General features: G+C 73.4%; 26 protein-coding genes and 1 riboswitch. Of the genes, 18 read left to right on the top strand and 8 right to left on the bottom strand.

Annotation, left to right across the window (positions count from 1 at the left end; translation table 11 throughout):
• Positions 1-143 precede the first annotated feature (143 nt).
• A complete protein-coding gene (locus ACTYVM_RS36750) occupies positions 144-1,121 on the top strand; it encodes an N-acetylmuramoyl-L-alanine amidase (RefSeq protein ID WP_445530084.1) in 978 nt (325 codons plus the stop codon).
• 157 nt (positions 1,122-1,278) lie between these two features.
• A complete protein-coding gene (locus ACTYVM_RS36745; RefSeq protein ID WP_445530083.1) occupies positions 1,279-2,055 on the top strand; it encodes a hypothetical protein in 777 nt (258 codons plus the stop codon).
• 115 nt (positions 2,056-2,170) lie between these two features.
• Here the strand turns inward: ACTYVM_RS36745 and ACTYVM_RS36740 are convergent, their stop codons facing one another.
• The 4 genes from ACTYVM_RS36740 to ACTYVM_RS36725 form a co-directional block, all read right to left on the bottom strand.
• On the bottom strand, positions 2,171-2,737 hold the full coding sequence (locus tag ACTYVM_RS36740; protein ID WP_445530082.1) for a hypothetical protein: 567 nt from the start codon (positions 2,735-2,737) through the stop codon (positions 2,171-2,173).
• 174 nt (positions 2,738-2,911) lie between these two features.
• Positions 2,912-3,985 (bottom strand): prenyltransferase/squalene oxidase repeat-containing protein, encoded by a 1,074-nt coding sequence (locus ACTYVM_RS36735; RefSeq protein ID WP_400025522.1) that lies wholly within the window; start codon positions 3,983-3,985, stop codon positions 2,912-2,914.
• On the bottom strand, positions 3,982-4,734 hold the full coding sequence (locus tag ACTYVM_RS36730; RefSeq protein WP_445530081.1) for a class I SAM-dependent methyltransferase: 753 nt from the start codon (positions 4,732-4,734) through the stop codon (positions 3,982-3,984). Before ACTYVM_RS36730 ends, ACTYVM_RS36735 begins: the two co-directional genes overlap by 4 nt.
• Complete coding sequence (locus ACTYVM_RS36725; protein ID WP_445530080.1) at positions 4,728-6,182, bottom strand: glycosyltransferase family 4 protein; 1,455 nt, start codon at positions 6,180-6,182, stop codon at positions 4,728-4,730. Before ACTYVM_RS36725 ends, ACTYVM_RS36730 begins: the two co-directional genes overlap by 7 nt.
• A 218-nt stretch (positions 6,183-6,400) precedes the next feature.
• Between ACTYVM_RS36725 and ACTYVM_RS36720 the strand changes: the two genes are divergently transcribed.
• The 11 genes from ACTYVM_RS36720 to ACTYVM_RS36670 all read left to right on the top strand — a co-directional run bounded on the left by ACTYVM_RS36720 (position 6,401) and on the right by ACTYVM_RS36670 (position 16,166).
• Positions 6,401-7,024 (top strand): TetR family transcriptional regulator, encoded by a 624-nt coding sequence (locus ACTYVM_RS36720; RefSeq protein ID WP_445530079.1) that lies wholly within the window; start codon positions 6,401-6,403, stop codon positions 7,022-7,024.
• A gap of 318 nt (positions 7,025-7,342) precedes the next feature.
• Positions 7,343-7,789, top strand: coding sequence for a nuclear transport factor 2 family protein (locus ACTYVM_RS36715; RefSeq protein ID WP_445530078.1), 447 nt, complete (start codon positions 7,343-7,345; stop codon positions 7,787-7,789).
• A gap of 88 nt (positions 7,790-7,877) precedes the next feature.
• Positions 7,878-7,951, top strand: a riboswitch (cobalamin riboswitch).
• A 131-nt stretch (positions 7,952-8,082) separates the two neighbouring features.
• Entirely contained in the window at positions 8,083-9,336 is a 1,254-nt protein-coding gene (locus tag ACTYVM_RS36710; protein ID WP_445530077.1) for an SCO2321 family membrane protein, read from the top strand.
• Positions 9,333-9,980 carry an SCO2322 family protein gene (locus tag ACTYVM_RS36705; RefSeq protein ID WP_445530076.1) on the top strand — a complete coding sequence of 216 codons (648 nt, stop codon included), beginning with the start codon at positions 9,333-9,335 and terminating at the stop codon, positions 9,978-9,980. Before ACTYVM_RS36710 ends, ACTYVM_RS36705 begins: the two co-directional genes overlap by 4 nt.
• Positions 9,973-11,109, top strand: a complete 1,137-nt coding sequence (locus tag ACTYVM_RS36700; RefSeq protein ID WP_445530075.1) for a CbiQ family ECF transporter T component — start codon at positions 9,973-9,975, stop codon at positions 11,107-11,109. The genes ACTYVM_RS36705 and ACTYVM_RS36700 overlap by 8 nt, the downstream gene beginning before the upstream one ends.
• Complete coding sequence (locus ACTYVM_RS36695) at positions 11,106-12,803, top strand: ABC transporter ATP-binding protein (RefSeq protein ID WP_445530074.1); 1,698 nt, start codon at positions 11,106-11,108, stop codon at positions 12,801-12,803. Before ACTYVM_RS36700 ends, ACTYVM_RS36695 begins: the two co-directional genes overlap by 4 nt.
• On the top strand, positions 12,800-13,702 hold the full coding sequence (locus tag ACTYVM_RS36690; protein ID WP_445530073.1) for an ECF transporter S component: 903 nt from the start codon (positions 12,800-12,802) through the stop codon (positions 13,700-13,702). The genes ACTYVM_RS36695 and ACTYVM_RS36690 overlap by 4 nt, the downstream gene beginning before the upstream one ends.
• Positions 13,703-14,049: 347 nt before the next feature.
• The gene (locus ACTYVM_RS36685) at positions 14,050-14,466 is read left to right on the top strand and encodes an aggregation-promoting factor C-terminal-like domain-containing protein (protein WP_445530072.1); all 417 of its coding nucleotides are present in this window, start codon (positions 14,050-14,052) and stop codon (positions 14,464-14,466) included.
• A gap of 86 nt (positions 14,467-14,552) precedes the next feature.
• Positions 14,553-15,266 carry a YoaK family protein gene (locus tag ACTYVM_RS36680; protein ID WP_445530071.1) on the top strand — a complete coding sequence of 238 codons (714 nt, stop codon included), beginning with the start codon at positions 14,553-14,555 and terminating at the stop codon, positions 15,264-15,266.
• Positions 15,267-15,347: 81 nt separating this feature from the next.
• Positions 15,348-15,578 (top strand): TetR/AcrR family transcriptional regulator C-terminal domain-containing protein, encoded by a 231-nt coding sequence (locus tag ACTYVM_RS36675; RefSeq protein WP_445530070.1) that lies wholly within the window; start codon positions 15,348-15,350, stop codon positions 15,576-15,578.
• A 54-nt stretch (positions 15,579-15,632) separates the two neighbouring features.
• On the top strand, positions 15,633-16,166 hold the full coding sequence (locus ACTYVM_RS36670) for a PH domain-containing protein (protein ID WP_445530069.1): 534 nt from the start codon (positions 15,633-15,635) through the stop codon (positions 16,164-16,166).
• A gap of 69 nt (positions 16,167-16,235) precedes the next feature.
• On the opposite strand, the gene ACTYVM_RS36665 is transcribed toward ACTYVM_RS36670, so the two are convergent.
• Entirely contained in the window at positions 16,236-16,655 is a 420-nt protein-coding gene (locus ACTYVM_RS36665; protein ID WP_445530085.1) for a hypothetical protein, read from the bottom strand.
• A gap of 183 nt (positions 16,656-16,838) precedes the next feature.
• On the opposite strand from ACTYVM_RS36665, the gene ACTYVM_RS36660 reads away from it, so the two are divergent.
• Together ACTYVM_RS36660 and ACTYVM_RS36655 are read left to right on the top strand one after the other, a co-directional pair.
• Positions 16,839-18,113, top strand: coding sequence for a sensor histidine kinase (locus ACTYVM_RS36660; RefSeq protein ID WP_445530068.1), 1,275 nt, complete (start codon positions 16,839-16,841; stop codon positions 18,111-18,113).
• Positions 18,101-18,745, top strand: coding sequence for a response regulator (locus ACTYVM_RS36655; RefSeq protein ID WP_445530067.1), 645 nt, complete (start codon positions 18,101-18,103; stop codon positions 18,743-18,745). Before ACTYVM_RS36660 ends, ACTYVM_RS36655 begins: the two co-directional genes overlap by 13 nt.
• 81 nt (positions 18,746-18,826) lie before the next feature.
• On the opposite strand, the gene ACTYVM_RS36650 is transcribed toward ACTYVM_RS36655, so the two are convergent.
• Both ACTYVM_RS36650 and ACTYVM_RS36645 read right to left on the bottom strand, forming a co-directional pair.
• Positions 18,827-19,393, bottom strand: coding sequence for a cysteine hydrolase family protein (locus ACTYVM_RS36650; protein WP_445530066.1), 567 nt, complete (start codon positions 19,391-19,393; stop codon positions 18,827-18,829).
• Between the two features lie 145 nt (positions 19,394-19,538).
• Positions 19,539-21,584 carry a bifunctional glycosyltransferase 87/phosphatase PAP2 family protein gene (locus ACTYVM_RS36645; RefSeq protein ID WP_445530065.1) on the bottom strand — a complete coding sequence of 682 codons (2,046 nt, stop codon included), beginning with the start codon at positions 21,582-21,584 and terminating at the stop codon, positions 19,539-19,541.
• Between the two features lie 426 nt (positions 21,585-22,010).
• Between ACTYVM_RS36645 and proP the strand changes: the two genes are divergently transcribed.
• Both proP and ACTYVM_RS36635 read left to right on the top strand, forming a co-directional pair.
• The gene (gene proP / locus ACTYVM_RS36640) at positions 22,011-23,375 is read left to right on the top strand and encodes a glycine betaine/L-proline transporter ProP (RefSeq protein ID WP_445530064.1); all 1,365 of its coding nucleotides are present in this window, start codon (positions 22,011-22,013) and stop codon (positions 23,373-23,375) included.
• A gap of 126 nt (positions 23,376-23,501) precedes the next feature.
• Positions 23,502-24,173 carry an O-methyltransferase gene (locus tag ACTYVM_RS36635; RefSeq protein WP_400025491.1) on the top strand — a complete coding sequence of 224 codons (672 nt, stop codon included), beginning with the start codon at positions 23,502-23,504 and terminating at the stop codon, positions 24,171-24,173.
• A 38-nt stretch (positions 24,174-24,211) separates the two neighbouring features.
• Here the strand turns inward: ACTYVM_RS36635 and ACTYVM_RS36630 are convergent, their stop codons facing one another.
• Positions 24,212-24,604 (bottom strand): FHA domain-containing protein, encoded by a 393-nt coding sequence (locus ACTYVM_RS36630; RefSeq protein WP_400025489.1) that lies wholly within the window; start codon positions 24,602-24,604, stop codon positions 24,212-24,214.
• A 100-nt stretch (positions 24,605-24,704) separates the two neighbouring features.
• Here ACTYVM_RS36630 and ACTYVM_RS36625 point away from each other — a divergent pair, with 100 nt between their 5' ends.
• Entirely contained in the window at positions 24,705-25,106 is a 402-nt protein-coding gene (locus ACTYVM_RS36625) for a DnaJ family domain-containing protein (RefSeq protein WP_445530063.1), read from the top strand.
• Positions 25,107-25,267: the final 161 nt, after the last annotated feature.

The following is a 25,267-nucleotide window of genomic DNA, read 5'->3' as shown; positions in this document are numbered from 1 at the left end:
GGGCCCTGGCCCTCGTACTGGATGTACTTGGGTCAGGGCCCGGTGCGGCGAGTGGGGGTCCCCCCTGCTCGAAGAGCTTGGGGGAGCGTGCATGGCGTCGCGGGGCAGACGGGAGTTTGACGACAGGGCCTAGGGTGGCAGGCGTGTCGTACCAAGGCCCCGGCTTCGATGTCCCGCAGTCCGAGCGCCCCCGTCGTATCCGGCGGGGGCTGCTGACCGTCTCCCTCGCGGCGCTGGTGCCCGGTGCGCTGCTGGGCTGGCTGGTGTACGAGGCGGTGGGCGAGCCGGGCGGCGGTCCGGACACGGCGGCCCCGCCGTCGGCGACCGGGTCCCCCTCGGCGTCCGAGGAGCCGGCCCTGCCCTCCTACCCCGGCCAGGCCGGCAAGGGGGCCGGCCGGTCCCCCGCACGGACGCCCTCCGCCTCCGCGCCTGCCGCCTCCGGCCCGCTCAAGGGCAAGGTCGTCGTCATCGACCCGGGCCACAACCCGGGCAACTTCCGGCACACGGCCGAGATCAACCGCACGGTCGACATAGGCACCAACCGCAAGGAGTGCGACACCACCGGCACGTCCACCAACGCCGGATACGCCGAGGCCCGGTTCACGCTGGACGTGGCCCACCGGCTGCGCGCGCTGCTCGAGGCGGAGGGCGCCAGGGTGAAACTGACCCACGACGGCGACTCACCGGCCTGGGGACCCTGCGTCGACGAGCGCGCCCGGATCGGCAACGACGCGCACGCGGACGCCGTCGTGTCGATCCACGCCGACGGCGCGGCGCCCGGCGACCGCGGGTTCCACGTCATCCTCCCGGGGGCCGTGCACGCCGGCACCGCCGACACCCGCCCGATCGTCGCCGCCTCCCGTGATCTGGGCGAGCGCGTCGCCGGCAACTTCGTGCGGGTCACGGGTGAGGCGCCGTCCAACTACATCGGCGGCGGCACCGGTCTCGTCACACGGAAGGACCTGGGTGGTCTCAATCTGTCAACGGTTCCCAAGGTCTTCATCGAGTGCGGCAACATGCGCGACAGCAAGGACGCGGCATCGCTCACCAGCGCCGACTGGCGGCAGAAGGCGGCCGAGGGGATCTCTGAGGGAATCGTGAGTTTCCTGCGCGGGTCGTGATCAGCGCACTCATCCCGGCGGACATCCCGGCCGTACGGACGATAGTGTCATCCGTACGATGAGGCGCCACCCCCGCGCTTCGCATCACGGCCCGACGGCGAGTGGTGACAGCGACGCCTCCTCCGACGACGAGACGACGACCTACGAAGGACCTGACGTGAATATCCGCTCCCTCACTCGGGGCGACGGCGTGGTGATCGGAGCAGCGGTGTTGCTGTTCATCGCGTCGTTCCTCCACACCTACTCGAGCTACCTCGCCAGCAACGCCTGGGACTCGCTCGGTCTGGGACTCGGCGTCTACATGGGCGGAGTGATCGGCGCCGTGCTGGTGGTCGTCAACCGGTGCCTGCCGCAGCCCCGCAAGGTCGCGGGCCTGGACCTGGGCGCGGCGGGAGTGGCGTTCACGGTCCTGGTGGCATGGATCATGTTCTGGAACCTGGTGGACGCCCCCCAGGTCGGCGCCGGCTCCGGCCTGATCCTCGGCTTCATCGCGGCCCTCGTCCTGGCCGCGGGCGCCGTCGCGACTCCGCTGGTCCCGGCCCTCCAGGCCGCGCTGATGCCCGCGCCGGGGCCGGCCGCCGCGCCGCAGCCCTACGGCGCGCAGCCGCAGGGCGGGTACGGCTACCCGGGCGCGCAGCAGCCGTTCGCCGGGCAGCCGCAGCAGAACCAGCCGTTCGGCGGCGGTCAGCCGCCGCAGGCCGCCCCGCAGGGGCAGCAGCCCGCGGCCGGTGGCGCCGCCTTCTCGCCGTTCTGGTTCGCCGTGCCGGCGCCGCGTCCGCTGTTCGCGGAGGACGGCTCCCCCGCGCCGATCGCGGAACTGGCACCGGGCGTCTGGTACCTGGCTGTGGAGCAGCGCGGTCAGGGCCTGCTGGCGGAGATGCAGGACGGCCGCCGCGGTGTCCTCCAGGACTCCTCCAACATCCAGCGCGGCTGATCCGGCCGACCGGACCGGCCCCGCGGCCCCTCGCCCTCACGGGCGGGGGGCCGTTGCCGTGCCGCACGCGAGGTCTGGACCCGGCAGGCCGTCGGTGAACAGCCCGGGACGGCTCCTAGGAGCCGTGGATGAGCTGCGAGTGGGTCGGCACCTTGTTGTGGACCGGCGCGCCCGCGCTGCTCCCGGCGCCCTTCACCTTGTTGATGATGTCGTTGTAGTTGCCGACCGCCGAGGTGTCACCGTGGCGGAGCTTGTTGGGCAGGGCCCGCAGGTCGTGGATGGCCGTGTTGAGCGGGGCGAGTGCCTTCGACAGCAGCGGGTCTCCCTGGGCGTTGCGCACGGCGGCCCTGAGCCGGTTGTACGTGAAGGCGCCCGCGAGTGCCGCCTTGATGAGGGTGCCCCTGCGGTGGGGAGCGCCCCTCTTGAACTTGCCCTGCTTGTACGGTTTCACGATCCACTCGTAGGTGGCCCCGGCCGCGAGGGCCGCGTTCGCCACGAACCGGGTCTTGGCGAAGTGCTGCCGCTGCGCCGGCGTGGTGGGGTGGGGCGTGGCCGCCGCCACGGCGACCGTCGGACTGTGTTGCGGAGTGCTCTGGGCGCCCACGGCCCACCCGGTGGAACCGGCGAGCAGGGCGCAGCACAGCGTCAGCGCCAGTGCGAGGCGCCGTATCGGTACGGGCACGATGTCCTCCCGAACATGTAGCTCCGGGTACTTGGGAGGTCCGGGTGATCCAGGGTGGCCGTGCCGAAACAGTGCACCGGAGGTACCCTCCGGGTCACTCCCCGTACGCGGTCCGGGTGTGCGGCGTGATTCCGGGCCGTAGGCGGAGCCGGCGGGCCGGACGCCGGTGAGGCCTCAGGCGCAGCAGTCCGTCTCCAGGCCCCGCGGCAGGCGCTCGCCCGCCGCGAAGACCGTGCAGGTGGCCTCGTGGCCGCCGAGCGCGGCCACGGCGAGGAGGAGGGAGCCGGCGGTCCACGTGGTCAGTTCCCGGGGCCACACGGCGTCGTCCTCGAAGACGTAGCCCGTCCAGTACAGGCCGCTGTCCGCATCGCGCAGGTGCTGGATGGACTGGAGCACGGCCAGGGCGTGGTCGGACTCACCCACCGCCCAGAGAGTCAGGGCGAGTTCGGCCGACTCCCCGCCCGTCACCCACGGGTTGGGGACGACGCAGCGCACCCCGAGTCCGGGCACCACGAAGCGGTCCCAGCCCTCCGCTATGCGCGCCTTGGCCTCCGCTCCGGTCAGCGCGCCGCCGAGCACCGGGTAGTACCAGTCCATGGAGTAGCGGTCCTTGTCCAGGAACCGCTCGGGGTGCGCGCGGATCGCGTGCCGGAGTGTGCCGACGGCCAACTCCCAGTCCGGTTGCGGCTCTTCGCGCTGCTCCGCGATGGCAAGCGCACAGCACAGCGCGTGGTGGACCGAGGAGCACCCGGTCAGCAGCGCGTCCGCGGTGTCCGTGCCGTCGTCCTCCCGCTTCCAGCCGATCTGCCCGCCGGGCTGCTGGAGGCGCAGCACGAACTCGATCGCCGCGTACACGACGGGCCACATGCGGTCCAGGAAGGTGTCGTCGCCGGTGGAGAGGTAGTGGTGCCAGACCCCTACGGCCGTGTAGGCGACGAAGTTGGTCTCCCGGCGGCGGTCGGCGACGTCGTCGTGCGCCCCGTCGGTGTAGGCGGCGTACCAGGAGCCGTCGTCGAGCTGGTGGCGGGCCAGCCACGCGTAGGCCCGCTCGGCGGCCTCGTGCTCGCCGGCCGCGTCCAGCGCCATCGCCGCCTCGACGTGGTCCCACGGGTCGAGGTGGTGGCCGCGGAACCACGGGATGGCGCCGTCCTCCCGCTGGGCGGCGAGTATGCCGCGCACGGTCGCGGCGGCCTGCCCCGCGGTGAGGACCCCGGGCAGGACGAGGTGTTCTGTCCGGGGAGTGGTCATGTGGCGGCCGCCTCGGCGGGCCCGGCCGCGGCGGGCAGGTGCGGCTTGGTCGCGTACGCGACGAAGCTCTTGCCGATCAGCGGGTTCAGCGCCTGCTCGGCCACCCGGGTGGCCAGCGGCTTCTTCATGATGTCCCAGACCAGCAGCTTGTGGTACGCGCGCACCGGCAGCACCTGGTCGTTGTCGACGCCGAACGCGCACTTCAGCCACCAGTACGGCGAGTGCAGCGCGTGCGCGTGGTGGGTGCCGTAGGGCCTCAGGCCCGCCTCGCGCATCCTGGCGAGGAGTTCGCCGGCCTTGTAGATGCGGATGTGGCCGCCCTCCACCTCGTGGTAGGCGTCGGACAGGGCCCAGCAGACCTTCTCGGGGCCGTAGCGCGGCACGGTGACCGCGATCCGCCCGCCGGGCCGCAGCACCCGGACCAACTCGGCGAGGACGCCCTTGTCGTCGGGGATGTGCTCCATCACCTCGGAGATGATGACGACGTCGAAGGACTCGTCGGGGAAGGGCAGCGCCAGCGCGTCGCCCTCCATGGCGGTCGCGGTCGCGCCTTCCGGCGCCTCCCCGGCCTCCTTCATCGCGGCGAACCACTTGGCGACCTCGCGGATCTCCTCGCCGTTGCGGTCCAGCGCCACGACCCGGGCTCCGCGCCGGTAGCACTCGAACGCGTGCCGGCCGGCACCGCACCCGAGGTCCAGGACCCGGTCGCCCGGGGCGAGCGGGAACCGGGAGAAGTCGACGGTCAGCACGTGGCCCTGCTTTCGCGGTTGAGGTCGGCGTCGGTCGCGGTGGTGGCGCCCGGGGTGCCCGCGCGCCGGCCGGGGGCCGTGGCGGCGGTGCCCGCGCGGGAGCGGGCGAGGGCCTCGCGGTACCGGGCCACGGTCCCCTCGGCGGCGCGGGCCCAGGTGAAGTGCCGCAGGACCCGCTCGCGCCCGGCCCGGCCCAGCCGCGTCCGCAGGTCCGGGTCGGCCAGCATCCGGCTGAGCGCCGCGGCCAGCGCCCCTGCGTCGCCCGGCGGTACGGCCAGGCAGGTCTCGCCGTCGCGTCCCGCGACCTCGGGGACGGCGCCCCCGGTCGTGGCGACCAGCGGGGTGCCCGCGGCCATGGCCTCAGCGGCGGGCAGGGAGAAGCCCTCGTACAGCGACGGCACGCACGCGACCTCGGCCGAGCGGACCAGGTCGACCAGTTCGTCGTCCGAGATCCCCTTGACGAACTCGACGGCGCCTTCGAGGCCGTAGCGTTCGACCGCCTGCGCGACCGGGCCCTGCTCGGGCCGCTTGCCGACGACGACGAGGTGGGCCGCGGGGTGCTCGGCGCGCACCTTCGCCAGCGCCTCGACGAGGAACACCAGCCCCTTGAGCGGCACGTCCGCGCTGGAGGTGGTCACGATCCGGCCGGGCACCCGCGGCACGGCCGGGTCGGGTGAGAACAGGTCGGTGTCGGCGCCGACGTGCACGACGTGGACACGGTCCCGGCGCACCCCGAGGTGGTCGACGATCTCCTGGCGGGAGGTGCCGGAGACGGTGAGCACGGAGGGCAGCCGGCGGGCGACGCGCTTCTGCATGCGGGTGAAGGCGTACCAGCGCCGTACGGACCAGCGTCGCTGCCATCCCTCGGCGGTGTCCAGCTCCACCTTCCGGTCCACGGTGATGGGGTGGTGGATGGTGGTGACCAGCGGCGCGCCAACGTCCCCCAACAGCCCGTATCCCAGGGTCTGGTTGTCGTGGACGATGTCGAAGTCCCCGCGCCGGGCGCGCAGATGGCGGCGGGCACGCAGCGAGAAGGTCAGCGGCTCCGGGAAGCCGCCGGCCCACATGGTGGCGACCTCCAGCACGTCGATCCAGTCGCGGTACTCGTCGCGCCCGGGGGTGCGGAAGGGGTCCGGCTGCCGGTAGAGGTCCAGGCTCGGCAGTTCGGTCAGGCGCAGCCGGTCGTCGTGACCGTCGCCGGCGGTGCCGCCGAGGGAGTCGTGGGCGTCGGGGAAGTCGAGGGTGTCGAGGACGGGGTACGGCTGGGCGGCGATCACCTCGACCCGGTGGCCGAGGCGGACCAGTTCGCGCGAGAGGTGCCGTACGTAGACGCCCTGGCCGCCGCAGAACGGGTTCCCCTTGTAGGTGAGGAGCGCTATGCCGAGCGGTCGCTCGCCGTCCGCGGCCAGGTCCGCCGGGGACCCCGCCTGACTGGGCTCAGCGGTCACTCCGGGCCCCCTTCTGACTGCACTGTCCCGCGACATTACGCCGGGACGCTAATCTAGAACAAGTTTCAGACTTGATCGTTCAGGAGGCTCCGAATCTACCGGCAGGTAGCCACGCTGTGAGCAGGGGATCGGGTGATTCGCGCCACGGCCCGCGCCACCGCCCGCGGTCCGGTCCCCCTGCCGGTCCCCGCCTCACCGACTGTCACGGAACGGGACCCATGCCTGCGCGAGCCAGTACCTCCCGGCCGGCCTCACCGCCCCTCACCGAGCGACAGGAGGCCCGCCGCCGCCGCATCCTGCGCGCGAGCGCGCAACTGGCCGCCCGGGGCGGGTTCGACGCCGTGCAGATGCGGGAGGTCGCGGAGTCCTCGCAGGTGGCGCTGGGCACGCTCTACCGGTACTTCCCGTCCAAGGTCCACCTGCTCGTCGCCACGATGCAGGACCAGCTGGAGCGTCTGCACGGCACGTTGCGCAAGAACCCGCCGACCGGGGAGAGCGCCGCCGAGCGGGTGGCCCAGACCCTGATGCGCGCCTTCGGCGCCCTCCAGCGCGACCCCCACCTCGCGGACGCGATGGTGCGCGCGCTGACCTTCGCGGACCGCAGCGTGAGCCCGGAGGTCGACCAGGTCTCCCGCCGGACCACCGCGATCATCCTGGACGCCACGGGTCTGGAGGAGCCCACGGCCGAGCAGCTGTCCGCGGTGCGCGTGATCGAGCACACCTGGCTCTCGGCCCTGATCGCCTGGCTCTCGGGCCGCGCCTCCCTCGCCCAGGCGAAGGCCGACATAGAGACGGCGTGCCGGCTGATGGACCTGACCGCGCCGCCGAAGGCGCGTGCATAGGCCCTACGAGACGGACGCACAGGACCCATGAACGCGCTGGACCTACGAGACGGGTTCCCTTCGCCGGTATTACCCGGATCAGGTAATGGGGGTCGCCTTCGGGTCCGACTGCTACCTTCCGGCCTCTCAGCCCTACCGTCGACGTCGGCCGCAGCGGATGCCGTAGCGTCGCGCCAAAGTCGGCTACTCCGGTTGAACTCCCTCACTCGCCTCGTAGGCCACTAACAGGATAAATCCCCCAGAGCTGGATGGAACCCCCAAACAGGAAGATTTTTTATTCGATCGTCCCCGGCGCGACGCCGCTGATAGACAGCGCCCATGGACCTCTCGGAACGCTTCCTCGCCGAACGCGCCTGCGAGCGACTGATCATCGACTTCGTGCACCGCCTCGACCTCGGCGACCCCTCCTCCGTGGCCGACCTGTTCACCGAGGACGGCGTCTGGCAGTGGCCGCCGCCGGGCGACGGTCGCCGCTTCGCGGGGCGGGAGGCCCTGCGCGCGTACTTCGCCTCCCGTCCCACGGGCCGGCTCTCGCGCCGCGTCATGTCCAACGTCCTTGTCACGCCGACGTCGGTAAACACGGCCGAGGCCACGTCGTACTTCACGACCTACCGGGTCGACGGCTACGACGGCGGCATGGTGTCCCCCGGCCCGCCGGTCCAGGTCGGCCACTACACGGACACGTTCCGCCGGGCCGACGGCCGGTGGCTGCTGGCGTCCCGGACCCTGCACCTGCCCTTCGGCGGTCCCACGCCCCGGGTGTAGGAGGGGCGGGCCCCGGCGTGCGCGGCCGCCCCTCAGGGCCCTTCCGGTGGGCCGGTAGAGTGACCGGGTCGTCATCACACCCGTTCGGGGGAAAGCCGGTGGAAATCCGGCGCTGACCCGCAGCCGTGAGCCGCCCCGTGAAGGCGGCGAGCCGGAATGCCCCGAGCGGGACGTGACCGGCTCATGCGCGTCGGCAGGTCCGCCCGCGCATCGCACCGTCGAGGTATACGGAGCCGAGCCGCCGGGGTGTCCCGTGCTGTCCGGCTCCCCGCAGGGAGAGGCACTCGCCGATCATGAACTTCCGCCGCAGGGCCGCGGCCCTGGCCGCCGCCGTCGCCGTGATCGGCAGCGCGGCCCCCGCCGTCGCTGACGCGTCCGCCGGCCCGTCCCCGTCCTCGCCGGCACTCCCGGCGGGGCTCTACGGCAGCAACGACCCCCAGTACGACGGCGTCTGGCGGCAGTCCCTGGCGCTGCTCGCGCAGCACACCGTGGGCGTACGGCCCGCCGCCCAGGCCGTGGACTGGCTGGCCGGACAGCAGTGCGCCGACGGCTCCTTCGCGGCCTTCCGCGCCGAGCCGGGCCGGGCCTGCGACGCCAAGGTGATGGTCGACACCAACAGCACCGCCGCCGCCGTACAGGCCCTCGCCGCGCTCGGCGGCCGCGACGCGGCCACCGGCAAGGCGGTGACCTGGCTGAAGTCCGTGCAGAACAAGGACGGTGGCTGGGGGTACATGCCCGGCGGGCCCAGCGACACCAACTCGACCTCGGTCGTGATCGGCGCGCTCGCCGCCGTCGGCCAGAAGCCGGAGAGCGTCGTCAAGGACGGCAAGTCCCCCTACGACGCCCTGCTCGCCTTCGCGCTGCCGTGCTCCGGCGACGGGGCCGGCGCCTTCGCCTACCAGCCCGACAAGAAGGGCAAGCTCACCGCCAACGCGGACGCCACCGCGGCCGCCGTGGTCGCCGCGCTCGGGCAGGGCATGGCCCCCGAGGCCGGCAAGGGCAAGGACGCGGGCGGCGAGGCCCGTTGCGAGGACGCGGGCAAGCCCGGCCCCGACCGGGCCGCGGCCAACGGCGCCTCCTACCTCGCGCAGGCCGTCGCCAAGGACGGTCACCTCACCTCCGCCCTTCCCGGTGCCACCGACCAGCCCGACGTCGGCAACACCGCCGACACGGTCGTCGCCCTGGCCGTGCAGAGCGGGCCCGCACAGGCGCAGAAGCCGCTGAAGTGGCTGGAGAAGAATTCCGAGGCGTGGGCGAAGCAGAGCGGCCCCGCCGCCTACGCCCAGCTGGTCTTCGCGGCCCGCGCGGCCGGCGCCGACCCGCGTCACTTCGGCGGTGTCGACCTGGTCGAGCGGCTCAACGCGACCGGCCCGGCTCCCGAGGCCGCCGGCAAGGACGCCAAGAACGCCGAGGACGCCAAGAGCAGCAAGGACACCGCGAAGAGCGACTCCCCCTTCGGCGTCTGGTGGACCGTCGGTGTCTTCCTCGTCGCGGGCGCCGGCATCGGCTTCCTGCTGAGCGGCCGGAAGAAGCAGGGGCAGCCGTGACCCGCCGGCTCCGGGCGCTCGGCGCACCGCTGCTCGCCGCCGCGCTGCTGCTGGTGGCCGATGCCGGCCAGGCGCAGGCCACCGGCTACCGGTACTGGTCCTTCTGGGACCGCGACGGCGGGAAGTGGGTGTACGCCACCGAGGGCCCGTCGACCGCGCGTCCCTCGGACGGCGACGTACAGGGCCTGCGCTTCGCCGTGAGCGAGGACTCCCAGGACGCGAGCAAGCCGCGCGGGACGGCCGACTTCGAGGCCATCTGCGCGAAGACGCCCGCTCGGAAGGACAGCAAGCGGGTGGCGCTCGTCCTCGACTTCGGTGTCCAGGCGGACGCCCCGGCGGGCGAGACCCCGCCGAAGCCGCGCACGGAGTGCGCCCGGGTGCCGTCCGACGCGACCACGGCCGAGGCCCTGGCCGCGGTGGCGAAACCGCTGCGGTACGACACCAACGCCCTGCTGTGCGCCATCGCCGGCTATCCGCGCCAGGGCTGCGGCGAGCAGGTGGCCGCGGGCACGGGCACCGGCGCGCAGCCGGCCGGGGACGAGCCGGGCGAGGGCCCGTCCGTGGGTCTCCTCGCGGGGGGTGCCGCGGTGGTCGTGGTGGCCGCGGCCGCGGTCTGGCAGGCGCGGCGGCGCAGGGATGCGTGACGCCGTGCGGGACCGCGGGCGGGCGGGCCGCACCGGCGGCGCCCCCGCCCGCGGCTCCGCCGGTGTCCACGCGGGCGCCTGGTGGCTGTGGGCGCTGGCCCTGGGCACCGCGGCCACCCGCACCACCAATCCCCTGCTGCTCGGCCTGCTGCTGGCGGTCTCCGGCTACGTCGTGGTGAGCTGCCGCCCCAACACGCCGTCCGCGCGGTCCTACACCGCCTTCGTCCGGCTCGCCCTCGCCGTGCTCGTCATCCGCCTGGTCTTCGCCGTCGTGCTCGGCTCGCCCGTTCCCGGCTCGCACGTGCTCGTCTCCCTGCCCGAAGTCCCCCTGCCGCACTGGGCGCAGGGCATCCGCCTGGGCGGCCGGGTCACGGCCGAGGCGGTCGTCTTCGCCCTGTACGACGGGCTGAAGCTGGCCACGCTGCTGGTGTGCGTCGGCGCCGCGAACGCCCTCGCCGCGCCCGCCCGGCTGCTGAAGTCCCTGCCCGGCGCCCTGTACGAGACCGGGGTCGCCGTCGTCGTCGCGCTCACCTTCGCCCCGCACCTGGTCGCCGACGGCCGGCGCCTGCGGGCCGCCCGCCGGCTGCGGGGCCGCCCCGACCGGGGCGTGCGCGGCCTGGTGCAGGTCGGACTGCCGGTCCTGGAAGGCGCGTTGGAGCGTTCCGTCGCGCTCGCCGCCGCGATGGACGCCCGCGGCTACGGCCGTACCGCCGAGGTCGCGCCCGCCGTCCGCCGGACCACCGCCGCCCTCACGCTCGGCGGTCTGCTGGGCGTCTGCGCGGGGACGTACGGACTGCTCACCGCCGAGGGCGGCACCTACGGCCTGCCGGTGCTGCTCGCCGGGGTCGCCGCCGCCCTGGCCGGGCTGTGGCTCGGCGGGCGCCGCTCCCCGCGCACCCGCTACCGCCCGGACGCCTGGAACCCGCGCTCCTTCCTGGTCGCCGGGTCGGGCGCGCTGGTCGCGGCCCTGCTGGCGCTCGCCGCCGCCCGCGACCCCCAGGCCCTGCACCCCGGCGTGGTCCCGCTCGTCGCGCCCACTCTTCCCCTGTGGCCCGCCGCCGCCGTACTCCTCGGTCTGGCCCCCGCGTTCGCCGCACCCGCCAGTCCCGCCCCCAAGGAGCCGTCGTGATCCGCTTCGAGGATGTCTCGGTCACCTACGACGGAGCGGTGGAACCGACTGTCCGCGGCGTCGACTTCGAGGTGCCCGAGGGTGAACTCGTCCTCCTCGTCGGTCCGTCCGGCGTCGGCAAGTCCACCGTGCTGGGCGCGGTCAGCGGTCTGGTGCCGCACTTCACCGGCGGCACCCTGCGCGGCCGGGTCACCGTGGCCGGCCGGGACACCCGCACCCACAAGCCGCGCGAACTCGCCGACGTCGTCGGCACCGTCGGCCAGGATCCGCTGTCGCACTTCGTCACGGACACCGTGGAGGACGAACTCGCCTACGGCATGGAGTCGCTGGGCCTGGCCCCGGACGTGATGCGGCGGCGCGTGGAGGAGACCCTGGACCTGCTGGGCCTGGCCGACCTGCGCGACCGCCCCATCGCCACCCTGTCCGGCGGCCAGCAGCAGCGGGTCGCGATCGGCTCGGTCCTCACCCCGCACCCGAAGGTCCTCGTCCTGGACGAGCCGACCTCGGCGCTCGACCCGGCCGCCGCCGAGGAGGTCCTCGCCGTCCTCCAGCGGCTCGTGCACGACCTGGGGACGACGGTCCTCATGGCCGAGCACCGGCTGGAACGGGTCGTCCAGTACGCCGACCAGGTCGTCCTGCTGCCCGCCGCGGGCGCCGCCCCGCAGTTGGGGGCCCCGGCAGACGTCATGGCCGTCTCCCCGGTGTACCCGCCGGTGGTGGACCTGGGCCGGCTCGCGGGCTGGTCCCCGCTGCCGCTGACGGTGCGGGACGCCCGCCGCCGGGCCGCGGATCTGCGGCAGCGGCTGGACGGACGGGAGCCCGTGTACTCCGGTACGGCACCGGCCGCGCCGCCTTCGGTCCCCGCGCCCCGCCCGTCCCCCCGGCCCGCGGCCCGGTGGCGGCTGCGCCGCGGCCCCGCCCCCGAACCCGTCCCGGCGAGCGCGCCCGTGGCCGAGGTCCACGCCCTCGGTGTCCGGCGCGCCGGTGTCCAGGCCCTGCGGAACGTCGACCTGGCCTTCGCCCCCGGCGAGACCGTCGCCCTCATGGGCCGCAACGGCGCCGGGAAGTCCACGCTGCTCGGCTCGCTCGTGGGGCTGGTCCAGCCGTCCGCCGGGCAGGTCCGGGTCGGCGGCGCGGTCCCGCACCGCACGACGCCCCGCGAACTGGTGCGCCGGGTCGGGCTGGTCCCGCAGGAGCCGCGCGACCTGCTGTACGCCGACACGGTCGCCGCCGAGTGCGCCGCCGCCGACCAGGACGCGCAGGCCGCGCCCGGCACCTGCCGGGACCTGGTCCGCGAACTGCTGCCCGGCGTCGGCGACGACACCCACCCCCGCGACCTGTCGGAGGGCCAGCGCCTCGCGCTCGCACTCGCCGTCGTGCTCGCCGCCCGCCCGCCCCTGCTGCTGCTCGACGAGCCGACCCGCGGCCTCGACTACGGCGCCAAGACCCGCCTGGTCGCCCTGCTGCGGGCGCTCGCCGCCGAGGGGCACGCCATCGTGCTCGCCACGCACGACGTCGAACTGGCCGCCGAACTCGCCCACCGGGTCGTGCTGCTGGCCGAGGGCGAGGTGATCGCCGACGGTCCGACGGCCGACGTGGTGGTGTCCTCCCCGTCCTTCGCCCCGCAGGTCACCAAGATCCTGGCCCCGCAGCGGTGGCTCACCGCCACCCAGGTCCGCGAGGCGCTGGCATGACGGCCCGCCCCGCCGACCGGGCGACCCGTCCTGCCCACGGGGACGAGAAGACCCGTCCCGCCGACGAGAGGGTGCGCCGTGCCGGCGCTCGAGTGCGGGCGGTCCGCCTCGGCCCCCGGTCCCTCGCCGCGCTCGCCCTGGTCAGCGCGGTCGGGGTGGCGGCGTTCGGCTGGCCGTTCCTCGCCCCGCCCGCCTCGCAGCTCAGCGCGCACGCGCAGGACGCGCCCTGGCTGTTCGCGGGCCTGCTCGTCCTGCTCGTCGCCGTCGTCACCGCGACGATCTCCGAGTCCGGCCTCGGCCCGAAGGCCGTCGCCATGCTGGGTGTGCTGGCCGCGACGGGGGCCGCGCTGCGCCCGATCGGGGCCGGGACGGCCGGTATCGAGCCCATGTTCTTCCTGATGGTGCTGAGCGGGCGGGTGCTCGGGCCGGGCTTCGGGTTCGTCCTGGGCTCGGTGACGATGTTCGCCTCCGCGCTGCTCACCGGCGGGGTGGGGCCGTGGATGCCCTTCCAGATGCTGGCCATGGGGTGGTTCACCATGGGCGCGGGTCTGCTGCCGGGCCCCGACCGGCTGCGCGGACGCGCGGAACTGCTGCTGCTCGCGCTCTACGGCTTCCTGGCCGCCTTCGCCTACGGCACCGTCATGAACCTCGCGGGCTGGCCCTTCATGGGCACCCTCGCCTCGTCCATCGCCTTCGACCCGCACGCGGGCGTCCCCGCCAACCTGGCCCGGTTCGTGGCGTACTGCCTGGCCACCTCGCTCGGCTGGGACCTGGGCCGGGCCGCGGTCACCGTGCTCCTGACGCTCGTCCTCGGCCACGCCGTCCTGCGGGCGCTGCGCCGGGCCACCCGCCGGGCCGCCTTCGAGGCGCCGGTCACCTTCGACGCGCCGACGCCGTGACCGGTCGGTGAGACCGCGCACGCCGACCGTGACACGCCCGGTGGGGGCACCCACGTGAGCCCGCTCAGCTACGAGGTCGGCCCGTAGGCCACCCTGCCTGGCGTGTACGCGCTTTCACCGGGGCTGACCTGCGCATCGAGATCCGGATCTCACCCGAAGCGAGCATCACAAATGCGACAGCAACGAGCAAAAGGGGGTGTTTGCGGACGGATCTCCCGCCTGCTTGTCTGTACGCGTCGCCGGGCGCCGGCCCCCACCGGGTGGCGGTTCCCAGGGCACGCCCCGCCACCCACCCCGTGGTGCACGGCAGCCCGCGATTCCCCCGTCCCCGACGTAAGAGGTTCTCCGTGTCCGTCTCCTCCATCCGCGCCGTCGCCGTCCCGAAGAAGGCCCTCACCACCGCCGCCGTGGCCGCCGCCACCGCCGGCCTGGCCCTCACCTCGACCCCCGCCCACGCGGCCCCCCTGCACGCGGGCGGCAACGCGAAGGCGATCGCACGAAAGATGATCCCGGACGCCGCGCAGTTCCACGCGTTCAGCAAGATCGTCGAGCGGGAGAGCGGCTGGAACCCGCACGCCACCAACGTCTCCTCCGGCGCCTACGGCCTGGTCCAGGCGCTGCCCGCGTCCAAGATGTCCTCGGCCGGCGCCGACTGGAGGACCAACCCCAGGACCCAGATCAAGTGGGGCCTGCACTACATGAAGTCCCGCTACGGCAGCCCGGCCGCCGCCTGGAAGTTCTGGCGGGCCCACGGCTGGTACTGAGCCGCCCTCACCCGCAGGTGACCCCGGCCCGCCGCCTCCGCCGTGTCCGGCTGCCACGGACCCGTGGCTGATGCTTTCCTGACCCCATGACGACGGACCCACCACCGGGGGACCCGCCACCGGGGGACCCACCGCCGAAGGACACCGAGGCTCGCGGCCTGCGTCTGGTGGCGGTGCTCCTGGGGCTGACCGTGGTCAGCGGCCTGATCGACGCGGTCAGCTACCTCGGGCTCGGGCACGTCTTCACCGCGAACATGACCGGCAACGTGGCCGTGCTCGGCTTCGCCGCCGCCGGGGCGCCGGGCTTCTCCGTGCGGCACACCGCCACGTCCGTGGCCTGCTTCCTGGCGGGCGCGCTGGGCGGCGGCCGGGTCACGGCCCGCTATTGCGGCGGCTCACGCCGCACCTTGACCCAGGTGACCCTCGCCGTCGAGGCCCTCCTGGTCGGAGTGTCGGCGGTGGTGGCGTTCACCGCGCCGGGCACCGCCGGCATGACGTACACCGCCATCGCCCTGACCGCCTTCGCGATGGGCCTGCGCAACGCGACGGTCATCAGGCTGGGCGTGCCGGACCTGACGACCACCGTCCTCACCCGGACGTTGACGGGCCTCGCCGCCGACTCCCGGGCCGGCGGCGGCACCGGACGCCGCTCCCTGCGCCGCACGGCCTCCGTGATCGCCATGCTGGCCGGCGCCGCCTTCGGCTCCTGGCTGGTGATGCATCAGGGCCTGGGCACCCCCCTGCTGATCGCGGCGGTGGCCTCGGGCGTCCTGGCCGCGGTGGCGTCGGGACGCGAATGAGCCGCCACGCCCCAGGGCCTCGCCGGCAGCCTGGCCCAGAGTGCCGAGAAGGCGGGGCACCTCCCAGCCGAGGCCGGTCACGTGCGCGGTATCACCCAACAGGCCCGTGCGGCAGGCCCCGCAGGTGACCCCGAGGCGCAACTGGGCGCCGTCCTGGGTCACTTGATGCAGTCCTACGGCGAGCAATTTCCCGCGCTCACCGGGGCGCTCGCGTCAGCAGCCCAGTCCGGCGAGCAGGATCAGGCCTGGGAGTTCGGCCTCCAGCGCATCCTGGACGGCTTGGCCGCTCTCATCGACGAGCGCGCGCGTTGAGGCCACCGGAGGGGGCCGTACTCGTACGGCACTTGATGTGCCAGGATTCCGCCCATGGTCAACGTGAGCCGTCATCTGGCAGATGACGAGGAGCTGGTGCACGCCACCCGTCAGCAGTGGACCCAGATCGTGGGCGCGTTCGTCGTCCTCGTGGTCGTCTGGGCTGTGGCGACAGCTCTGTTGTGGGTGAGTCCGTCGGACAAGGACTGGGGCACCGTGGCCCGGTACGTGGTGCTGGGGCTGGCGGTGGTCGCCTCGCTGTGGTTCTGGCTGCTGCCGCTGATGATATGGCGCAGCACGGTGTACATCGTCACGACCAAGCGGATCTCCGTGCGCAAGGGCTTCCTGACGAAGACGGGGCACAGCATCCCGCTGACCCGCGTCAACGACGTGGAGTTCAACGCCACGCTGTGGCAGCGCATCCTGCGCGGAGGGACGCTGACGATCCAGTCGGGGTCGGAGCACGGGACGCTCGAGCTGAAGCACGTGCCGGACCCGGAGGGGCTGCAGAGCCTGATCTACTCGGCGGTGGAAGAGGAGCAGCAGCACCATCAGTGGGGCGGAGCGGTACCACCGGCCACCGGGTGACGATCACTCGGCGTCCACAGCCGCCCACGACACGAACTCGGTGAAGGCGGCGCACCGTACCGCTGGAGTTCACCGCCCCCGGCCGGGCAGGGCCCGGCAGGCCACCAGCGCGCACACCGCCGCCAGCGGCAGCTCCGCGCAGAAGGCCATCGTCAGGGCGGCCCCCGCCTCGCCCGTCGACGCCGTGGTCGTGTCGAACCAGGCGTCCGCCACCAGCAGGGTCGCGGTGGCCGCGGCGGTGACGCAGCGGCGGGCGTCCCCCCGGGCCAGCAGCAGCCCCGTCACCACCAGCCCCAGCGACTCCAGCGCGTCCAGCCCCACCCATGCCGTCGTCCACCGCACCGGCCCGGACCCGCCGGGCAGGCACCCCGCCAGCACCAGGAGCCACGGGAGCAGCGCCAGGCCCGCCACCACCAGGGCCGCGCTCGCCCACCGCTGCCGCCGACCGGCCTCCCCCGGCCCGTGGTCCACCCCGCCGCGCAGCTCCATGGAGGCCACCGTCCGTTCCCCTCTCCGCTCCGGCCCGGCGCCGGATCCCGCGACCAACCCTGTCCGCTCCAGGCACCGCCGTCGGTAGCGTCCCTGTCCGAACCGGGGGTGAAGCCAGCTACACCCCCGGCCCTCCCCCAAGCTCCATGGCCGCCGGAGCCACCGGCCGCCTACCGTGTGGCCATGCCTCTCACCGCCGCGCCGCGGCCCTCGCCCGGCCGGGCCGCCCTCGGGCGGCGGGTCGCCGAACTACGGGCGAACACCGTGTTCGCCGTGACCGGGATACCGCTGCACCTCGTCGGCCTGCTGGTGCTGGCGGAGCCGTGGCTGCTGTTCGTGCCGGTCAGCCTGGTCGAGATCCAGGCCGCCCTCTACGTTCCCGTTCTCGTGGTGGCACTGATGAGCGGCGTGCTGACCAGGGCGCAGCACAAGAGGTTCCGGTCACGGCTGGGGGTGCGGATCCCCGCGCTGCCCGCCGTGCGGCGCCGCAGTCCGCAGGCCGTCGTGGCCTGGCTGCGGTCCGCGGCGACGTGGCGGCAGGTCGGCTACCACGTGCTGGCGGGTCCCTGGGCCTCCGCGGGCACCGTGCTGGCCCTGCTCTGCTGGGTCGTGGGCACTGGGCTGAGCACGGTCCTGCTGTGGATATGGCTGGTGCCGCCGGAGAACCGCATCAAGGGGGGCACCATGTTCCAGGTCGCCCTCTTCTCCCTGGTGGGTGTGGTGCTGCTGCTCCTCGCCTGCTGGCTCACCGGGGCCGTCGTCCGCACGGACACACGGGCCGCGCTGCGGTTGCTCGGCCCCAGCCGCGCCGAACGGCTGCAACTGCGGGTCGACGACCTCACCGAGAAGCGCGCCGGGGTGGTGGACGCCGCCGACGCCGAGCGCCGCCGCATCGAGCGCGATCTGCACGACGGCGCTCAGCAGCGGCTGGTCTCCCTCGCCCTCAACCTGGGCCTGGCCCGGGCCACTCTCACCGACCTGCCCGAGGAGGCCCGCCAGGTCATCGACGAGGCCCACCGGGAGGCCAAGGAGGCCATCGCCGAGCTGCGCACCCTGGTCCGCGGTCTGCACCCGGCGGTCCTGGAGGACCGCGGTCTCGACGCCGCGCTCTCGGGCGTCGCGGCCCGCTCCCCGGTGCCGGTGCGGCTCGCGGTCGACCTGCCCGAGCGTCCCTCGCCGACCGTGGAGGCGGTGGCCTACTTCGTCGTCTCGGAGGCGCTGGCCAATGTCGCCAAGCACGCCGAGGGCGCCACCGGGGCCGAGGTCCGCGTCCACCGGCGGGGCGACGTGCTGCGGGTCGTCGTCGGGGACGACGGTCCCGGCGGCGCCGACCCCGGGCAGGGCACGGGTCTGAGCGGGCTGGCCAAGCGGGCCGGGTCGGTGGACGGTACCTTCTCGGTCGACAGCCCCGTCGGGGGGCCCACCACCATCACCGTGGAGTTGCCGTGCGCGCCGTGATCGCCGAGGACTCGGTCCTGCTCCGGATCGGCCTGGTCAAGGTGGTGGAGGCGGCCGGCTTCGAGGTGGCGGCGGCCGTGGGCGATGCCGAGGCTCTGCTGGCGGCGGTGGAGGAGCACCGGCCCGACACGGTGGTGGTCGACGTCCGCATGCCGCCCGGCTTCACCGACGAAGGGGTGCGGGCGGCGCTGATGATCCGTCAGCAGTGGCCCGACGTGTCGGTGCTGCTGCTCTCCCAGTACGTGGAGGAACGCTACGCGGCGGACCTGCTCGCCGCCCACAACCGGGGGATCGGCTACCTGCTCAAGGAGCGGGTCTCCGACGTCGAGGAGTTCGTCGCGGCGCTGCGCCGGGTGGCCGCCGGGGGCACCGCGCTCGACCCGGAGGTGGTCTCCCAGCTTCTGCTGCGCCGCCGCAGCGATCCGCTCGACCGGCTCACGCCCAGGGAGCGCGAGGTCCTGGGTCTGATGGCGGAGGGCCGCTCCAACGCGGGCATCGCCGAGGCCCTGGTGGTCAGCGACAGCGCGGTCGCCAAGCACATCAACAGCATCTTCACCAAGCTCGACCTGCCCCCGGCCGACGGCGACCACCGCCGGGTGCTGGCGGTGCTGCGCTTCCTGTCCTCGGCGTGAGGAAGCCATGAGGGCGCCGAACCACCGCGCGATCTTCGGCAGCGACGCCCGCGCTGGTCCCCGGAAGTGACGTCAGCGGCCTCAGGACCAACCGGCGCCGACGAAGTCGACGTCCTCGGTCTCGACGATCCCGGCCGTGCGTCCCGGTGCCGTCTGGTAGCTCCAGTACAGGTTGGTGTGGGCGATGACCTGGTCCGGCGGCGGGGCGCCCCAGGCCGTCGTGTCCGTCGTGGTGTGGGCGTCGCCGACCAGGATCGTGTCGTATCCCCGGACGTGCGCGCCGTGCAGTGTCGAGCGGACGCACGCGTCGGTCGACGCCCCGGTCACGACGAGCCGGCCGACCCCGAGATCCGACAGCACGGTCTCGAGGGTGGTGTCCTCGAAGGAGTCGCCGTAGTTCTTGTGGACGAGCGGTTCGCCCTCACGCGGCGTCAGCTCGGGGACGATCCGCCAACCGTCGCTGTCCCTCACCAGTTCCTCGTCGGCGTGCTGGACCCATACGACGGGGACCTCCTCCCGCCTGGCCCGCTCGACCAGGGCGGCGATGTTCGCGACGACCATGTCGCGCTCGTGGGCCTTGTGGACGACGTCCTTCTGCACGTCGACGACGAGAAGCGCGGTGCTGGGCCGGTCCTGGAGTGTGGTCATCGGTTCCCCCTTGCGCATACCGGTGCTGTCCGCGCTCACCCTAGACCGGGCCACTGACAACGAAGGCGGTCCGCGGCCGATGTCCGGGGCACGAGCCCCCGCCGGGACGGCGCGGGCACGCCGGGCGTCCGGCCGTCCCGCGACGTCAGCTCGGCACCCGCTCCTTCTCGCCGAGCGCCGGCTCACCGGCGACCGCGACGGCCGACGTCACCCGCGTCCGGGGGCCCTGCAGCGCATACGTCAGCGCGAAACCCGTGCCGACGACCACCGCGCCGCCCACCGCGTCCAGCACCCAGTGGTTGCCGGTGGCGACGATGGCCGAGACCGTGCACAGGGGGTGGAGGACGCCCAGGGCCTTCATCCGCCACTTCGGGGCGACGACCGCGATGACCACGCCGCACCACAGCGACCAGCCGAAGTGCAGGGACGGCATCGCGGCGTACTGGTTGGTCAGCGCCGTCAGGGTGCCGTAGTCCGGCTGGGAGAAGTCCTGGACGCCGTGGACCGTGTCGATGATGCCGAGGGTCGGCATCAGGCGGGGCGGGGCCAGGGGGTAGAGCCAGAAGCCGACGAGGGCGAGGAGGGTGGCGAAGCCGAGGGCCGAGCGGGCCCAGCGGTAGTCGACCGGGCGGCGCCAGTACAGGACGCCGAGGACGGTCAGCGGGACGACGAAGTGGAAGGACTCGTAGTAGAAGTCGAAGAAGTTCCGCAGCCAGTCGATCTTCACCACGGCGTGGTTGACCGCGTGCTCGATGTCGATGTGCAGGAAGCGCTCGAGGGAGAGGATCTCGTGGCCGTGCTGCTCGGCGCGGGCCCGGCCGCCGGAGATGGTGCCGCCCGTCGCCGCGAGGCGGACCTGCTGGTAGGCGGCGTAGGTGACGCGTATGAGGAGCAGTTCGAGGAGCAGGTTCGGGCGGGTGAGGACCCGGCGTGCGAAGGGGAGCAGGGGGACCCTGCGGAAGCGGGCCGTGACCGGCGGCGCGTACCGGGTGGGGACGGGCGAGGCGTAGTGCTCCGAGCCGCGGGTCAGGAACGGCACGGCCGTCGCGGCGGCGAGCGCGGCCAGCAGGACGGTGTTGTCGCGCAGCGGGTCCAGGGACGCCATGTTCGGCAGCAGCATCTTCGTCGGCAGGGTCATGACGAGGATGACGGCGACCGGCCAGACGTACCGGTCGGAGGCGCGGCGGCCGACCCGGCCGACGACGGCGAGGAGCACCCACAGCAGCTGGTGCTGCCAGGTGGTGGGCGACACGGCTGTCGCGGCGCAGCCGGTGATCGCGACGGCGAGCAGGAGCTGGCCGTCGCGGGCGTAGCGCACCGCCCGGCGCAGCCCGAGCACGGCGACCGCCGTGCCCAGCAGCAGGAACAGGCCTGTCTCCGGCGGGCCGGTCAGGCCGAACCGGAGCAGGGCGCCGTGCAGGGACTGGTTGGCCAGGGCGTCGGCGGGTCCGCCGAGACCCACGCCCGCCATGTGGTGCACCCAGTAGGTGAAGGAGTCGTGCGGCATCGCGGCCCAGGCGAGCACGGTGCACCCGGCGAACGTGACGGCGGCGGAGACGGCGGCCTGCCGGCGCCGGGTGAACCACAGCAGGGGCGCGAAGAGGAGCACCGTGGGCTGGAGCGCGGCCGCGAGGCCGACCAGCGCGCCGCCGGCCCGCTGCCCGCGCACGGCGAGGCAGCCGAGCAGGACGAGCAGGACCGGGATGACACTGGTCTGACCGAGCCAGAGCGTGTTGCGTACCGGCAGCGACAGCATGAGCAGGCTGATCGCGACGGGCGCGGCCAGAAGGGAGGCGCGGCGGCCGACCGGCTCGGGCAGGGCGCGGGCGGCGACCAGCCCGAGGGCGACCACGAGCAGCAGCGTGCCGAAGGTCCATCCCCAGCCGAGGGCCTGCTCGGCGGCCCTGGTCAGCGGCTTGAGCACGAGGCCGGCGAACGGGGTGCCGGTGAACTGCGTCGACTCGTACAGCGACCCCTTGACGTGCAGGACGCCGTTCGGTCCCACCCAGGTCTCCAGGTCGGAGAGCCGGCTGTCGCGCGGAGTGGTGAGGACGGCGGCCACCTGCCGTACCGCGAGGATCCCGGCGATCAGCCACAGGCCCAGGCGGGTCGCGTACAGACGCGCGGTGGTCGGATCCGCCGCCGCTCCGAACGCCGCCGCCGGTCCCCCACCGCGCTCCGCATTCGCCACGCCCCCTCGGCCTCCCACCCCGTACGTCCCGCGCTCGTCCCGCGCTCGTCCCGCGCCGGGAACCCCTTCGCCGGCTCGGGGAGGCTTCACACCTCCCCCGGAGAGGGACGCGGCAACCCCCGATTCACCTGTCGTCCGCTCACCTTTTGTCAGGATGACGATAGTGCGCGAACGGTTCGGTTCCCCAGCCGGGGCGCGAGAAGGATCACAGCGTGGAGGCGGACATCACGGTCCGTGCAGGGACTAAGTGCCTGCACAGCGAACATTTAGGTGCAGCGCGCATCGAAGTGCGTACGGTGCGTAAGGGACACCGGCGGTCGTATGGTCGATTTTCGGCCTGCCCCGGTAGGCCGCTTTCGGCCCTCGCGTCAGCGCCGCCGCCCGGGCCGGGTTCCTGTCCCCGTCGAAAGGCAGGCGAGCGAAGCCTTGTCAGCTGTCACCGTCACCGCACCCCGGGCCGTCTCCCTCACCAAGAGCCGCCACACCACCGTCACCGACCCGGCACTCGTCCGGCGCGCCGTGAAGGCCGCCGCGCTGGGCAACGCCATGGAGTGGTTCGACTTCGGTGTCTACAGCTACATCGCGGTGACGCTGGGCAAGGTCTTCTTCCCCTCCGGCAACCCGACGGCGCAGCTGCTGTCCACGTTCGGCGCCTTCGCCGCGGCCTTCCTGGTCCGCCCGCTCGGCGGCATGGTCTTCGGTCCGCTGGGCGACCGCATCGGCCGGCAGAAGGTGCTGGCCTTCACGATGATCATGATGGCCATCGGCACCTTCGCGATCGGCCTGATCCCGTCCTACGCGACGATCGGCGTCGGGGCGCCGCTGCTGCTGCTCGTGGCCCGGCTGGTGCAGGGCTTCTCCACCGGCGGCGAGTACGCGGGCGCGTCCACCTTCATCGCCGAGTTCGCCCCGGACAAGCGGCGCGGCTTCCTCGGCAGCTGGCTGGAGTTCGGCACGCTGGCGGGTTACGTCGGCGGCGCGGGCCTGGTCACCCTGATGACGGCTCTGCTGTCCTCGGACCAGATGACCTCCTGGGGCTGGCGGATCCCGTTCCTGGTCGCGGGCCCGATGGGCATCATCGGCCTGTACCTGCGGATGCGCCTGGAGGAGACCCCGGCGTTCGCGGCGGAGTGCGAGAAGGCCGAGTCGAACCGCCGCAAGGTGCCGCTGCGCGAGATGATCGCGGGCCAGTGGAAGGCGCTGCTGCTGTGCGTGGGCCTGGTGCTGGTCTTCAACGTCACCGACTACATGCTGCTGTCGTACATGCCGAGCTACCTGACCAGCGTGCTCAAGTACGACGAGACGCACGGCCTGCTCGTCGTGCTGGCCGTGATGGCCCTGATGATGATCGTCCAGCCGTTCGCGGGCGCGCTGACCGACCGGGTCGGCCGCCGTCCGGTGATCGCCGCCGGCTGCGCGGGCTTCCTGTTCCTGTCCGTCCCGGCGCTGCTGCTGATCCGCCAGGGCAGCCTGGCGGCGGTGGGCCTGGGCATGGCCGCGCTGGGACTGCTCCTGGTCTGCTTCACGGCCGCGATGCCGTCCGCGCTGCCGGCGCTGTTCCCGACCCGGGTCCGCTACGGCTCGCTGTCGATCGGCTTCAACGTCTCCGTGTCGCTGTTCGGCGGGACGACCCCGCTGGTGGTCACCGCCCTGATCGGCGCGACCGGCAACCTGATGATGCCCGCCTACTACATGATGGCGGCCTCGCTGATCGGCGGCGCGGCGGTCTGGTTCATGGCGGAGTCGGCGGGCCGGCCGCTACCGGGCTCGGCCCCGTCGGTGGAGGCGTGAGCCCGACCCCGGACCAACGGGCCGCCCCCGAACGACTGACATTGCCTGACAGCGCCATCGCACCCGGCTATATTCGTTAGCCCGGCTAGTTAGAGAATCTAACTAGACATACGAAAGGCCTGGTGCATGAGCGACTCGCAGCTGTGGGACGACGTGGACTCCTACTTCACCACTCTGCTCTCTCCGGAGGACGAACCCCTTCAGGCCGCGGTGCGCGACAGCGACGCGGAGGGGCTGCCGCACATCAACGTCACCGCGAACCAGGGCAAGCTGCTGCACCTCCTCGCCCAGGTCCAGGGCGCCCGCGCCATCCTGGAGATCGGCACCCTCGGCGGCTACAGCACCATCTGGCTGGCCCGCGCGCTGCCCGCCGACGGACGGCTGATCTCCCTCGAGTACGCGGCGCACCACGCCGACGTGGCCCGCCGCAACATCGCGCGCGCCGGTCTGGACCGGGTCGCCGAGGTGCGGGTGGGTCCGGCCCTGGAGTCGCTTCCCCAGCTCGCCGACGAGAACCCGCCGCCCTTCGACCTGGTCTTCATCGACGCCGACAAGGCCAACAACCGGCACTACGTGGAGTGGGCCCTGCGCCTGACCCGCGCCGGCAGCCTGATCGTCCTGGACAACGTCGTACGCGGCGGCCACGTCACCGACCCCACCAGCACCGACCCGAGCGTGCTCGGCACCCGGGCCGCGCTGGAACTCATCGCCGAGCACCCCAGGCTGGAGGGCACGGCGATCCAGACGGTCGGCAGCAAGGGCCACGACGGCTTCGCGTTGGTGCGGGTCCTGGAGTGACCGTCCGGGGCCGCCCCTACGCCGCCACCCGGCGGTGCTCAAACCTCGTGGAAGAACCCGACGTTGACACTGCGCGGACTCGTACGGTCCTGCACGACGATCTCGCCGGAGCCGCCCCGGGGCAGCGCGGCGGTACCGCCGTAGGCGAGCGGCTGGGTGTGCTCACCGACGGTCAGCCGGACCTCGGAGGACGGCTCCGGCTGGGAGCCGGGCCGCCAGGTGACCTGCCAGGTGCCGTCGGCCCCGCACTCGAATTCCAGGTGGACCCGGGAGACGAACAGCCAGTCGTCCGGCGTCACCAGGCGGCACACGGCCGGGTCCCGGCCCACCCGCAGCGCGGCACCCGGCTCGCTGGGAGCGTCGGCCATGACCATCCCGGCCGTGGCGCCCGCGTCCGTCCCGGAGACGGAGGCCATGGTCAGTTCGAGCACGTGGGTTCCCCCTGTGGCGTCCTTCGAGCGGTGGCCGGATTGCCGAGCCGCCGCCGCATGATAAAACGCCCGGCCCGGCCGCGTCCGGCACAATGGACCCATGACCGAGCGCAAACCACCCGGGGTTCCGTTCGAGTCCTGGGCCGACCAGCAGATCCGCGACGCGCAGGGACGCGGAGAGTTCGACCGTCTGCCGGGCGCGGGCAAGCCGTTGCCGGACGACATGACGTACGACGAGCTGTGGTGGGTCAAGCGAAAGATGGCCCGCGAGGGCCTGTCCTACCTGCCGCCGTCGCTCGCCCTGCGCAAGCAGGCCGAGGACGCGCTCGCGGCGGCCCTCGCCGCCCCCTCGGAACGGGTCGTCCGCGCCGTCATCGCGGACATCAACACCAAGATCCTCGACATGATGCTGAAGCCGCCGCCCGGACCCCCGCTGGGCCTGAAGCGGTACGACGTCGAGGAGGTCCTCCAGGAGTGGCACAGGCGGCGGGAGACGGCCTAGGTCCTGTCGTCAAACTCCCGTCGTCCGCCCGAAGGGCGGGCCTCGCGGCGTCAGGTGCGTGCTCTGGGGGTCCCCCCTGCTCGAAGAGCTTGGGGGAGTGCCGGGCCCTGGCCCTCGTACTGGATGTACTTGGGTCAGGGCCCGGTGCGGCGAGTGGGGGT

This window comes from Streptomyces cyslabdanicus (assembly GCF_052663305.1).
Note: the sequence above shows the minus strand (reverse complement) of the source record. Positions and strands in the feature narration are given on the sequence as shown.

Bases quoted from the DNA above. Each gene is read 5' to 3' on its own strand.
- ACTYVM_RS36735 (WP_400025522.1), bottom strand. From the start codon at position 3,985: ATGACCACTCCCCGGACAGAACACCTCGTCCTGCCCGGGGTCCTCACC.
- ACTYVM_RS36660 (WP_445530068.1), top strand. From the start codon at position 16,839: ATGCCTCTCACCGCCGCGCCGCGGCCCTCGCCCGGCCGGGCCGCCCTC.
- ACTYVM_RS36710 (WP_445530077.1), top strand. From the start codon at position 8,083: ATGAACTTCCGCCGCAGGGCCGCGGCCCTGGCCGCCGCCGTCGCCGTG.
- ACTYVM_RS36625 (WP_445530063.1), top strand. From the start codon at position 24,705: ATGACCGAGCGCAAACCACCCGGGGTTCCGTTCGAGTCCTGGGCCGAC.
- ACTYVM_RS36720 (WP_445530079.1), top strand. From the start codon at position 6,401: ATGCCTGCGCGAGCCAGTACCTCCCGGCCGGCCTCACCGCCCCTCACC.
- ACTYVM_RS36700 (WP_445530075.1), top strand. From the start codon at position 9,973: ATGCGTGACGCCGTGCGGGACCGCGGGCGGGCGGGCCGCACCGGCGGC.
- ACTYVM_RS36665 (WP_445530085.1), bottom strand. From the start codon at position 16,655: ATGGAGCTGCGCGGCGGGGTGGACCACGGGCCGGGGGAGGCCGGTCGG.
- ACTYVM_RS36680 (WP_445530071.1), top strand. From the start codon at position 14,553: ATGACGACGGACCCACCACCGGGGGACCCGCCACCGGGGGACCCACCG.
- ACTYVM_RS36670 (WP_445530069.1), top strand. From the start codon at position 15,633: ATGGTCAACGTGAGCCGTCATCTGGCAGATGACGAGGAGCTGGTGCAC.
- ACTYVM_RS36650 (WP_445530066.1), bottom strand. From the start codon at position 19,393: ATGACCACACTCCAGGACCGGCCCAGCACCGCGCTTCTCGTCGTCGAC.
- ACTYVM_RS36635 (WP_400025491.1), top strand. From the start codon at position 23,502: ATGAGCGACTCGCAGCTGTGGGACGACGTGGACTCCTACTTCACCACT.
- ACTYVM_RS36715 (WP_445530078.1), top strand. From the start codon at position 7,343: ATGGACCTCTCGGAACGCTTCCTCGCCGAACGCGCCTGCGAGCGACTG.
- ACTYVM_RS36690 (WP_445530073.1), top strand. From the start codon at position 12,800: ATGACGGCCCGCCCCGCCGACCGGGCGACCCGTCCTGCCCACGGGGAC.